Raw genomic sequence first — 11,518 nt, forward strand, 5'->3', positions numbered from 1 at the left:
TAATTAAAAAAGTGGGGATGGGCATCGCCTCACTCAAAAACGGTCAATCATCTCTGAAGGTGAAAGATAAGAAGCCTACAGCGTAATCTTTGATTCGGTATAGGAGTATGTCACTAAAGGATATTTGTACAGCTTGTAACCAATCTCTCAGGGGAAGAAAACGAGAACGAGACAGATAGAGAAAGACCCCTAACATTACATAAGGAATCCAAGGGAGTAAACCAGTCATTTGCGCCTTCCCTGGGGTAATTTCACTGTTTTTACTTCCTATCCAAGCTGGTGACCATTGGGAGCGATCGGGAAAATCCCAGGTTTGTTTAGGTAATAAAAATCCTTGTTTCGCTGCGGGAATAACGATAATCATCGCTATTAAACTCCCAAATAGAGAAGGAAAAGCAGGACCTAGCAAAATAGCTGTTAATACATAAGGAATAGCTAAAGCTAAACCTGCGAATATAGCAAATCCTGCAACGGGTAAACCATCTCGCCAAGATTTATTTTCCCCAAAAGTAGTCGTAAGTATCAATACTAACGCCAAAGGAATAAACGTCCCGATCAACCCTTGAACTATACCTGTTTGAGCACCTATCAGGTCGATATATTCCGAAAAACTTAACCCTAGTCTTTCCACTTCTGTGGTAACCGCGTTTATTCCTTCTAAACCATTGTTAACCCCAATAATAAAAGGTGTACCTACTGCACCAAATGAAGCCGCTGTAGGTTGTACTAATAACGCGGCTAATACTGCAGCCATTCCCGGGAAGCCGATCGCTACTAATAAAGGTACACAAACAACCGCTGTACTACCAAATCCTGACGCTCCTTCGATAAAGCAACCCAATAACCAAGCAATCAGGATAACTTGCACACGGCGATCGCTACTAACTCCTAATAAACTTTGTCTAATCTTGCTAATTGCTCCTGATTCTTGTAAAACATTTAAGAGTAGAATAGCTCCAAAAACGATATAAACGATTTCTAGGGCTACAATTAATCCTTGAAAGGTTGCTGCGGCGATTTGATTTAAGGGAACTTCCCAGACTAATATACAGAGAATTACCGTGACTAGATAAGCGATAGGCATTCCTTGATTAGCAGGACGATTAGCTACCGCTAGCAATAAAAAAGCTGTTAAAATCGGTGCAAAGGCCAATAGTGAGTAGATAGCTATTGGCATGATTTATATTCTACTTGATTTTTAAGAATTTTCCCCTGTTCAAAATCAGTAACATTGTTCAGAGTCGTATCAGCGATACTAGCTAAAGCATTTTCTGTGAAGAATCCCTGATGAGCTGTAATTACCACATTAGGAAATGATTGCAATAATTGAAAGGTATCATCTTGGATAATGTCATCTGACCAATCTTGGAAAAATAGTGATTCTTCTTCCTCGTAAACATCGATACCGAGATAACCAATTTGACCTGATTTAATCCCCGCGATCGCAGCAGCTGTATCTACTAAAGCACCACGACTAGTATTAATTAACATCACACCTGGTTTCATTTGCCCTATGGTTTCTTGATTAATCAGATAATGAGTACTAGGTAGCAAAGGACAATGTAGAGAGATAATATCAGAATTACTCAGTAGTTCAGGTAAATCTACATAACGAGCACTAGGGCAAATTTTCTGTAATTCTTCGTTAGGATAGGGATCGTAAGCTAAGAGGTAACAACCAAAACCCTGCATAATTTGGGAAAATACCATGCCAATTTGACCAGTACCAATTATACCTACGGTAGAGCCATACAAATCAAACCCCAATAACCCGTCTAGGGTAAAATTATCGTCTCTGACGCGGTTATAAGCTCGATAAAGTTTACGATTGAGCATCAGTACTAAACCCGCGGCTAATTCAGCTACAGCGTGGGGAGAGTAAGCGGGAACGCGCAATACTTTGATGTCTAATTCCCTGGCTTTAGCTAAGTCAACGTTGTTAAAACCCGCTGAACGTAAGGCGAGTACTTTAGTTCCACCAGCAGCGAGAATCTCTAAGGTGGCAGCGTCAGCAACGTCGTTGACAAAGATACACACCGCCGGAAATCCTGCAGCTAGACTCGCAGTTTGAGAGTTGAGGAGACCTTCAAAAAAGGTTAAATCGTGGTGATAATTAACATTGATTTTCTCAAAGGATTGGCGATCGTAGGGTTTACTGCTAAAAAAGGCTATTTTCATGTTTTTAATTATCTATATACTCTAAAGATAGAGAGTATTTCTCTACCTGGTTATTACCTAACTGTATCTAAACAGCAGCTAGTTGGAAAGTAGCACCTAATCCAGCTATCATTTCTTCAGGAGTAATTTTACCATCTCCATCTAAATCAAGTGCATCAAAGACAGCGTCTAATCCTAACCATTCTTCCCGAGTGATTAAACCATCCCCGTCGAGATCGTAAGCTTCAAAGATACCAGTAGCTAGAGAGCCTACTTTAGCACCGCTTTCTAATTCAGCGAGACGATTTGCCATGAATTTTTCTAGACATTCTAGGGATTTGCTGAATCCTGCAATACCTTCGGCTAATTTTTCCGTCGCCATCACGTTTTCTGCGTGCATTTTGGTAAATTTGGCTTCATCTATAGTCATTTTCTCGATGTTCATCTCTACAGTTTTAGCAGGATCGAGTTTACGGGTTAATTGTCCTGTAGTTTCCGCCAATTGGGCTAGATGAGTAGGGGCGATCGTCAATAAATCACATCCTGCTAATTCGATGATTTCTCCAAGATTACGGAAGCTTGCTCCCATTACTTCGGTTTGGTAACCAAATTTTTTGTAGTAATTATAGATACCTGTTACTGATTGTACTCCTGGATCATCTGCTCCATGATACTGTTTACCTGTATTTTTAACGTACCAATCAAGGATACGTCCTACATAAGGTGAGATGATGGTTGCGTCAATTTCTGCACAGGCGATCGCTTGGTGAATGCCAAATAAGAGGGTCATATTACACTGAATACCTTCTTTTTCTAGCACTTTGGCTGCACAAATTCCCTCCCAAGTGGAAGCGATTTTAATCATTACCCTTTCTGCGGGTACACCGTCTTTAACGAATTCATTAAGTAAATAACGACTTTGTTTGATTGTAGCTTCAGTGTCGTGGGATAAACGGGGATCTGCTTGAACCGAAACGCGATCGGGTACAATCTCTAAAATCCTTTTACCAAAAGATACCGCTAAACTAGCATAAGCTGATGAGAGTATTTCAGCATCTGTAGCTGTTGCGCCTGCATCTTTTTTAGCTTTTAATAAAGTCTCATCGACGATTTCCCGATATTCTGGCATTTGTGCTGCTGTAGAAATTAGGGAAGGATTAGTAGTAGCGTCTTTAGGAGCAAATTTTCTAATAGCTTGAAGATCTCCTGTATCAGCAACCACAGAGGTTAATTCTTTAAGTTGTTCGAGCAGATTTTTGGACATTATTTTAGAATTACATTTTATTTATTAATAACCGTTTTTATCTTACTTACTTGTTCAGTCATTGTCAAATCTTTAGGTTAAGAAACAATTAATAATAAGTTAAGGTTTATTTAAATAGTGTAAAATGTTCAAGTTAGTAAATTATTACTTTTAAAATGATGATTAGTGCTATTATTACTGATATAGAAGGTACAACATCTTCTCTTTCTTTTGTTAAGGATACTTTATTCCCTTATGCCCGTCAACGCATTGGAGAATATTTACGTGCTAACGCTAGCATACCAGCAATAGAAGTCCAATTAGCCGAAATTCGCCGTCTGACTCATCAACCGCAACTATCTTTAGAAGAGATCATTACTCTACTCAAACAATGGATAGATGAAGATCAAAAAATTACCCCACTTAAAAATATTCAGGGATTAATCTGGGAGGAAGGTTATCAACAAGGAATTTATCAAGGACATATCTACTCTGATGCAGTAGCTAAATTGCAACAATGGTTTAGTGAAAATATTACTTTATGTGTATATTCTTCTGGTTCAGTATCAGCGCAAAAACTGTTATTTGCTCATACTAAATATGGTGATTTAACTCCTCTCTTTTCTGCTTATTTTGATACTAATATTGGTGCTAAGATAGATAGTAATTCTTATCAAAGCATCTCTCAATCTTTACGGATATTGCCAGCAGAAACACTCTTTCTTTCTGATGTGGAAAAAGAGTTAGACGCAGCCAAAGCAGCAGGATTTCAAACTAGATGGTTAGTGAGGGAAGGAGAAATTAATAGTCATGCTAGTCATCTACAGGTAAAAGATTTTTGGGCAATTGAGTTAACCTGAGTTCGGGGTTAGGTGTTATAAAGTTAGCACAAACTGAGCGAGACGAACGACGAATTTGGTCAGGAAATTGTTTTGATAATTCAAAGATAGTCAGAGCAGCATCAAATGCTTTTTGATAGATAATATCAAGTTCGGATGAATACTTACGATAAAAGTGAGATAAGGCACTCTAGCACTCTTGCAATAGGCAAGAGAAAAATTTATTATAACTAATTAAACGGACATGATCTAACTAGATCTTCATGAGTTTTAATGCTTTTTTTCTTCTTCTCCCTTGTCTCACCCCATTATAAATCTAAATGTAAAAAACCTGCCCTTGTCAGTCTCCCCACACTTTCTCTCACTATAGTTGACTAGAAATATGATATTATTTCTTATTGTCTTTTCAAATAAAGAGTTAAGGTTATGGAAATTGGTTATAATTCTCGCTTTTTTTCCTTAATGCTGATTGGCGCTTTAAGTGTTTCCCTCTGGGGTTTTTCCTCCCCTAAATCCTTTAAAGCGGAAGACGAAAGACCTACTAATTGCAGAGACATACATAATAGTGAAGAAAGAGTGGGAGTCTCTGTGACTAGGTTTAATGGTAAGAGTATAGATATTTCCGATTTAATCTCTCATAGAGTAAGTAGAAATGATTTAATTGGTTCTTTGAGAATACATGCGAGCCGCGATACTTCTGCTCCTGCTCGTGTTATAGTTGACGGTGAAACCTCTGCCTGGTATTCTCCTAAATTTCACAGAGAATATGGCTCTGATTATCAAGTTTACTGTTTCGATGATCTTTACACTCGTGCTGGCTCTGATATCGAAGTGCAGTTTAAATCTGGTGATGCTAAACCGCGCAATATAGTAATGTTTGTTAGAAGTAAGTAATTAGAGGCAAAAGGAAAATGAAGAATTAAGAATGCGCGAATTAAGAGTAAGGCAAAAGGTATTCAGGCAAGAGGCAGTCATGGAGTATAATATACAGGAATAATAGAACCTAAAACCTAAAACCTAATACCTAATACCTAACACCTCTGGATATCAGTTGACTCGGAACATAAAACTATCTTTTTGAGTCTATTAAAATAAAAGGTTATGGAAATTAATTATAATTCTCGCTTTTTTTCTTTGCTGTTGATTGCCGCTTTAAGTGTTTCTCTTTGGGGTGTGGAGACACCTAAAGAACAATACGAAAACAATACTAGCTGTCGGTCAATTTATGACAATGAAGAAAGATTGGGAGCATTTATTAGTGGGTTTAATGGTAAGAGTATAGATGTTTCTCGCCTAATCTCTAATAGGGTAAATCGCCATGATGTAATTGCTTCTTTGAGAATACAGGCAAGTCCGGACACTTCGGCAATGGCTCGTCTTGTAGTTAACGGTCGAACTTCTGATTGGTACTATCCTAAAGTCTATAGAGATTATGGAAATTATTATACAGTCTATTGTTTTGATGATATCTATATTCGTGTTGACTCTGATATTGAGGTACAGTTTAACTCCAGTGGAGCTAAACCGCGTACTATAGTAATGTTTCTCAGAAGCAAGTAATCAAAGAACACTATGACCCAAGGCTAAACCTGTGACCAACATCCCTAATACTAGGAAAGGTTGGGCGCTAGCTTGGTATTTAACGTCATTTTCTAGCGGATTTCTCAAGAAGTACATATCTTGAAAAGTGATTTGAGGGATGATTAATAAGAGTAGGATACTACCTGCTAGATGTTGTCCGATACTGATTAAATAAGCGGCGATCGCCCCTTGAAAGAGATTAATCATAATCACACAAATCCAAGCTGCGGTATCAACTCCAAACATCACTGGGAGGGATAGTAAGCCCAACTGGCGATCGCCTTCCACACTTTTAAAGTCGTTAACTACAGCGATACCTAAACCAGCTAAACTATAAATCAGGGTTAAAATGACAATCTTCCCATTGAGATCACCAAATAAAGCATGACCTGCCCACCAAGGTAAAGCGATATAACTAGCACCAAGAGCATAATTACCTAACCAACCATTCTTTTTAAGTTTTAAAGGGGGGGCTGAGTAGATATAAGCAAGAAAAGAGCCAAACAGTGCTAAACAAGTAATAACAGGAAAAGGGTGACCCGCCCAAACATCGAGTAAATAAGCCACACCAAGACCTGCAAAAAGTAAAACCAGAATTTGTGTTACAACTTGAGGCACAGAAATTGTACCAGAAGGAATGGGGCGATAAGGTTCATTAATGGCGTCGAGTTCGCGATCGTAGAAATCGTTAATAGTTTGAGTGTAACCAGCTAAAAGAGGTCCTGCTAGAAGCATACAGGTAAGGGCTTTAAGTAAAGATTCCCAACTCCAAATATAACCACCAGAAGAAGCAGCACCACAGATAACACCCCAAATCAAGGGTATCCAAGTAATTGGTTTCATTAACTGTAGTCTAATTTTCCAGAGAGAAGTTTCTCCTGAAGCGGCGCCCTTCATCCCTAGGAGTTGTCGGGTTTTGGCACTGCGTGCTTGCGTAGCGAGATCCTGGGGATCGCTGTTTGTTTGTTCAGGGGTAGCGGAATCAGACATAGATATTACTACTAAGAATCTACACTTGATTTAGGTTAGCACAGTTTTCTCTACTATTTTGGTATTCTTGCTATTATAATGATAATGATTATCATAAAGTCACTTAACTATGAAGAACCCCGTCAAAACCCTCTTATCAGTAACCTTAGGATTAAGTCTGTTAACAGGATGTACGGCTAACACCGAATCAGAAGAATTAGGGGTAATTAACACCCAACCAACCGATGATGTAGCTGTAACTAATCCACCAGAAACCCTAGATTTAGTCGTCAGTATTTTACCCCAAGAATACTTTGTCAGAAAAATCGCAGGTGAAAAAGCAGAGGTAACCGTTTTAGTACAACCAGGAAGTGAACCCGAAACTTACGAACCCTTACCACAACAACTAACAGCTATTAGTCAGTCACAAGCTTATATTGCTTTAGGAGTTAGTTTAGAGAGGGGTTGGTTGAGTAAAATAGAGAGTTTAAACCCAGATTTAGTGATCATTAACTCTGGAGAGGGAGTACCATTAATACCGATGGTTGAACATCATCATCATCATGATCACGACCATGATCACGATCACGGACATTCACACGGAGAAGACGGTTTAGATCCTCACATTTGGTTATCACCCCAACTAGTGAAAATTCAAGCGCAAAATATCTACCAAGGTTTAGTAGAATTAGATCCAGAAAATCAAGCAGAATATCAACAAAACCTAGATAATTTTCTTGCCGAAATTGACCAACTCGATACTGAGATTAGAGACAATCTCTCAGGGATAGAGAATCGTAAATTTATCGTTTTTCACCCAGCTTGGGGTTATTTTGCTCAAGAGTATGATTTAGAACAAATTCCCATCGAAGTAGGAGGAGTTGAACCTAGTGCGGCGCAATTAGGACAATTAGTCAATCGCGCACAAGCAGAAGATATTAGAGTAATTTTTGCTCAATACCAGTTTAACTCTCGCACCGCAGAAACCATCGCTCAAGAAATTGGGGGAGAAGTAGTATTTATCGACCCGATTGCGCCTAATTGGTCAGAAAACCTGCTCAAAGTCTCTGAAACCTTCGCTAATACCCTGAAATAGCTAAATGACTCCAGTAATCACTCTTAATCAAGTTTCCGCGGGATATCAATCTACTACGGTGATTGAAAATATTAACCTAGTAGTTAACGAACTCGATTTTATTGGTTTGATTGGTCCTAATGGTGGAGGGAAAACAACTTTAATCAAGGTTTTGTTAGGATTAATTAAACCCCAAACAGGAAAAGTAACTATTCTCGATCGCCCTGTCACCGAGGGGAGAAAATATCTCGGTTATGTACCCCAATTATTAGAGTTTGACCGTGAGTTTCCCATTCGTGTAGAGGATGTAGTCAGAATGGGAAGACTTGGTAAGCGTCGTCTCTTTCAACCTTATAACGCTAAAGATGAGGAGATGGTTACTCGGAGTTTAGCACAGGTAGGCTTATTAGAACTGCGATCGCGTTCCATTGGACAACTTTCAGGGGGTGAACGTCAACGGGTTTATTTAGCGCGCGCTTTAGCTTCTGAACCCAGAATCTTACTTTTAGACGAACCGACAGCTAATGTAGATACCAAGGTACAAAATAGTATCTATGAGCTACTTAAACACCTTAACGAATTTATGACCATTATTCTAATTTCCCACGATTTAAGCGCAGTTTCTACCTATGTTAAAACCGTCGGTTGTCTCAACCGTCATCTTTTTTACCATCATGATAAACTAATCACAGCAGAGATGATTGAGCAAACCTATCAATGTCCTATTGATTTAATTGCTCATGGTATTCCCCATCGAGTTTTTCCTAAACATTCTCAATCTTAGATATTCTTATCTATAGCTAAAAAGGGTTGTCATCCTACTAAGACGATTGTTAAGACATCTTAGCAAATAACTTAGTAGGATATGCCGTTTTAAGATTTTTTCTTGAAGACAAATCTTCCTAAACCAGCTATTGTTAATGATCCCAATAGGAAAGCTAGAATTAATTCATAGTTTAAGCACAAAGAATTCTTTTAATAGAGATTATATCATGTCCGTTTAATTAGTTATAATAAATTTTCCTCCTGCCTCCTGCCCTGGAGCCTCCTGCCTTACCTCACTTTTATCGTAAGTATTCACCCGAACTTGATATTATTTAGATATTATCAAAATTTGTCATGATTTAATTAATTCTTTTAAGGTAGATGTTCCTGATAAAGAGATTAGAATTATCAATGAATTAAAGCAAGTTTTTCAACCTTTTTATTTTGCAACAAATACGGATCAAAAATCTAGAGATGGTTTAGGGTTAACCATTGTCCAAAAAAGTCTTAGACTGCATCAAGGTGAAATTTGTGTCTCTAGTCAAATTAACAAAGGTTCAACTTTTATGGTTGTCTTACCCGTTGCTTAAAATCAATCCAAAGGAACAATTATATTAACGTTTATTTAGACCTACCTATTTAGCTAAATAATCAAAATATCATTATGATCAAAAGCAGGTACATTATGGATAATAGCGAAAATAATCGAACTTGCCTCTCCATTCCCGTCTGGATCAAAGGATAATCTACCATTAACAGGATTGTACATAAAGCGAGTCTCTTCGGTAAGATCATTAATTAAAGCGAATTGTGATTCAGGTAAAATACCTGTTGCTAAATCACTACCAAAACCATTACTAGAGATAGCAATAACATCCTCACCTCTAACTAAATCTTTAACACGATCTCTTCCTTGATTGGGATTGTTAAATAAAAAGCGATCGCTTCCGTCTCCTCCCGTTAAGATATCATTACCACCACCACCAATTAAGGTATCATCCCCACCTTTACCTACTAGTCGGTTTCTCCCGGAGTTACCGATAATTAAGTTCGCTAAATTATTCCCTGTACCATTGAGTTCATCTTCTCCGGTTAGGGTCAAATTTTCTACGTTTTGTGGAAGAGTCCAACTTAAAGAAGCGATAATAGTATCATTACCCCTGTCAGGTGTTTCCTGGACAACATCTCCTTCACTATCTACGATATAGATATCGTCTCCTCTTCCCCCTCTCATTAAATCATCCCCTGTCCCACCATCTAGGTAGTCATCACCTCGATAACCTCTGAGGGTATCATTTCCCCCTCTACCTTCAATGGTGTCATCATTGTCAGTACCAATTAAATCATCATCATCATCAGTACCAATCAGACTGTTATGATTAGAATCATCGGTTAATTCTACCGCACCAATATCCACTCTATCGTTAAAAAGGCGACTTTCTCCCCTTTGGTCCGTGGTTACCTCGTCAGGGATAAGGTCATTTTCGCCTGCGTCTATAACAAGACTATCTGATTGGGGTAAATGAGTAGGGGTAAGTCCTCCATTATCAGCTAAAGGATTTAAACCAGGGTCAGTAATACTAGTTTGGTCTGTAGATTGGTCAAAGATATCTAATGCGTTACCATTCCCAATCAGATTACCCCCTAAACTATTAGCAAGAAGTGGACTAGGTGTAAAACTGTTACCATAATAATTGTCATTAACACCATCTACATCTGTACCTATATTGCCAGAAATAATCGTATTCGCAATAAAGGTTTCTTGATCAGTATCTCTTGCTAAATTAACCGCTAAACCACTTCCTTCTTCAGCTTGATTTAAAGTTATCGTGGTATTATTAAGATTTAATTGTCCAATATTACTAATTCCTCCACCCCAATTGGTGGCACTATTGCCAGAAATAGTACTATTATTAATAGTTATTGTCCCTCCATTTGATTCGCTATCACCTTCACTATAAACCGTCTTACGAGAGTTACTAATTCCCCCTCCAATCTCAGCACTATTACCAGAAATAGTACTATTAGTAATAGTTATTGTCCCTGATGATGATGCAACTCCCATACTGCTATCACTACCACTTGGGGAATTAAAAATACCTCCTCCTGCATATTTAGCACTATTGCCAGAGATAATAGTATTATTAATAATTAAATCCCCACTATTAGCAATTCCACCACCCACACCATTAATACTGGTATTGTCAGAAATTATACTATCAGTTATAGTTAGAGTTGCACCGATTATACGAGAAAGAGAACCACCATAGTTATTTTCTCTACCATGGTTATAAATACCTCCTCCACTATATTGAGAGGTGTTTCCTGAGAGAGTAATCTTGTTAAGGTGTAGATTTTCTTTATTAGTTATGGCATGATTATTAGAACTTCCTGTAATAGTTAAATCCGAAATTATCACATTGATTTGTGAACTATAATCTGGTTCATCGTCTTGATTACTAATAATAAATACTCCAGAATTTCCTCCATCTATAGTTAATTTTTCTGTACCTAAACCAGTGATAATTAAATTGTTACTAACTACTAATTCTCCCGAAGTGAGACTAATTGTTTCTCCTTCTAAAGATGAATCAAACTCAATTACATCAAGTTCTTCTGTTGCATTAGCATTTTCTATAGCTTGACGTAATGATCCTGCTCCTTCATCCCTATTGTTGGTTACTGTATAGGTAGCTAAAACTTCTTCATCGTCACTATTTTGAGCTAGTTCTGTCATCTTCTTTGCTGGTAAAATGATTATATTTCTATGTTAAAGTGACATACTCCTACACCGAATCAAAGATTACGCTGTAGGCTTCTTATCTTTCACCTTCAGAGATGATTGACCGTTTTTGAGTGAGGCGATGCCCATCCCCACTTTTTTAATTA

The 11,518-nt window shown here is 38.0% G+C and carries 11 protein-coding genes and 1 pseudogene; 6 read left to right on the plus strand and 6 right to left on the minus strand.

The window, feature by feature from the left end; translation table 11 throughout:
• Window positions 1-43: 43 nt before the first annotated feature.
• The 3 genes from EA365_15615 to EA365_15625 form a co-directional block, all read right to left on the minus strand.
• Window positions 44-1,177, minus strand: coding sequence for an L-lactate permease (locus tag EA365_15615; protein ID TVQ42247.1), 1,134 nt, complete (start codon window positions 1,175-1,177; stop codon window positions 44-46).
• Window positions 1,168-2,178 (minus strand): 2-hydroxyacid dehydrogenase, encoded by a 1,011-nt coding sequence (locus tag EA365_15620; protein TVQ42248.1) that lies wholly within the window; start codon window positions 2,176-2,178, stop codon window positions 1,168-1,170. Before EA365_15620 ends, EA365_15615 begins: the two co-directional genes overlap by 10 nt.
• 67 nt (window positions 2,179-2,245) lie before the next feature.
• Window positions 2,246-3,421, minus strand: coding sequence for a transaldolase (locus EA365_15625; GenBank protein TVQ42249.1), 1,176 nt, complete (start codon window positions 3,419-3,421; stop codon window positions 2,246-2,248).
• Window positions 3,422-3,579: 158 nt separating this feature from the next.
• On the opposite strand from EA365_15625, the gene mtnC reads away from it, so the two are divergent.
• Complete coding sequence (gene mtnC / locus EA365_15630; protein TVQ42250.1) at window positions 3,580-4,260, plus strand: acireductone synthase; 681 nt, start codon at window positions 3,580-3,582, stop codon at window positions 4,258-4,260.
• 19 nt (window positions 4,261-4,279) lie between these two features.
• On the opposite strand, the pseudogene EA365_15635 reads toward mtnC, so the two are convergent.
• Window positions 4,280-4,384 (minus strand): annotated as a pseudogene (locus EA365_15635) (four helix bundle protein).
• A 281-nt stretch (window positions 4,385-4,665) separates the two neighbouring features.
• On the opposite strand from EA365_15635, the gene EA365_15640 reads away from it, so the two are divergent.
• Together EA365_15640 and EA365_15645 are read left to right on the plus strand one after the other, a co-directional pair.
• Window positions 4,666-5,133, plus strand: coding sequence for a hypothetical protein (locus EA365_15640; GenBank protein TVQ42251.1), 468 nt, complete (start codon window positions 4,666-4,668; stop codon window positions 5,131-5,133).
• Window positions 5,134-5,340: 207 nt separating this feature from the next.
• Window positions 5,341-5,799: a hypothetical protein gene (locus EA365_15645; protein TVQ42252.1), complete on the plus strand. Its 459-nt coding sequence runs from the start codon at window positions 5,341-5,343 to the stop codon at window positions 5,797-5,799.
• Here EA365_15645 and chlG read toward each other — a convergent pair whose 3' ends face one another.
• Window positions 5,800-6,810, minus strand: a complete 1,011-nt coding sequence (gene chlG, locus EA365_15650) for a chlorophyll synthase ChlG (GenBank protein TVQ42253.1) — start codon at window positions 6,808-6,810, stop codon at window positions 5,800-5,802.
• A 109-nt stretch (window positions 6,811-6,919) separates the two neighbouring features.
• Here chlG and EA365_15655 point away from each other — a divergent pair, with 109 nt between their 5' ends.
• The 3 genes from EA365_15655 to EA365_15665 all read left to right on the plus strand — a co-directional run bounded on the left by EA365_15655 (window position 6,920) and on the right by EA365_15665 (window position 9,219).
• A complete protein-coding gene (locus tag EA365_15655; GenBank protein ID TVQ42254.1) occupies window positions 6,920-7,885 on the plus strand; it encodes a cation ABC transporter substrate-binding protein in 966 nt (321 codons plus the stop codon).
• A gap of 4 nt (window positions 7,886-7,889) precedes the next feature.
• Entirely contained in the window at window positions 7,890-8,648 is a 759-nt protein-coding gene (locus tag EA365_15660; GenBank protein TVQ42255.1) for a metal ABC transporter ATP-binding protein, read from the plus strand.
• Between the two features lie 319 nt (window positions 8,649-8,967).
• Entirely contained in the window at window positions 8,968-9,219 is a 252-nt protein-coding gene (locus EA365_15665; GenBank protein ID TVQ42257.1) for a sensor histidine kinase, read from the plus strand.
• A 53-nt stretch (window positions 9,220-9,272) separates the two neighbouring features.
• Here EA365_15665 and EA365_15670 read toward each other — a convergent pair whose 3' ends face one another.
• The gene (locus tag EA365_15670) at window positions 9,273-11,366 is read right to left on the minus strand and encodes a hypothetical protein (protein ID TVQ42256.1); all 2,094 of its coding nucleotides are present in this window, start codon (window positions 11,364-11,366) and stop codon (window positions 9,273-9,275) included.
• Between the last annotated feature and the right edge of the window lie 152 nt (window positions 11,367-11,518).

It is taken from the genome of Gloeocapsa sp. DLM2.Bin57 (genome assembly GCA_007693955.1).
Classification (GTDB): Bacteria; Cyanobacteriota; Cyanobacteriia; order Cyanobacteriales; family Gloeocapsaceae; genus Gloeocapsa.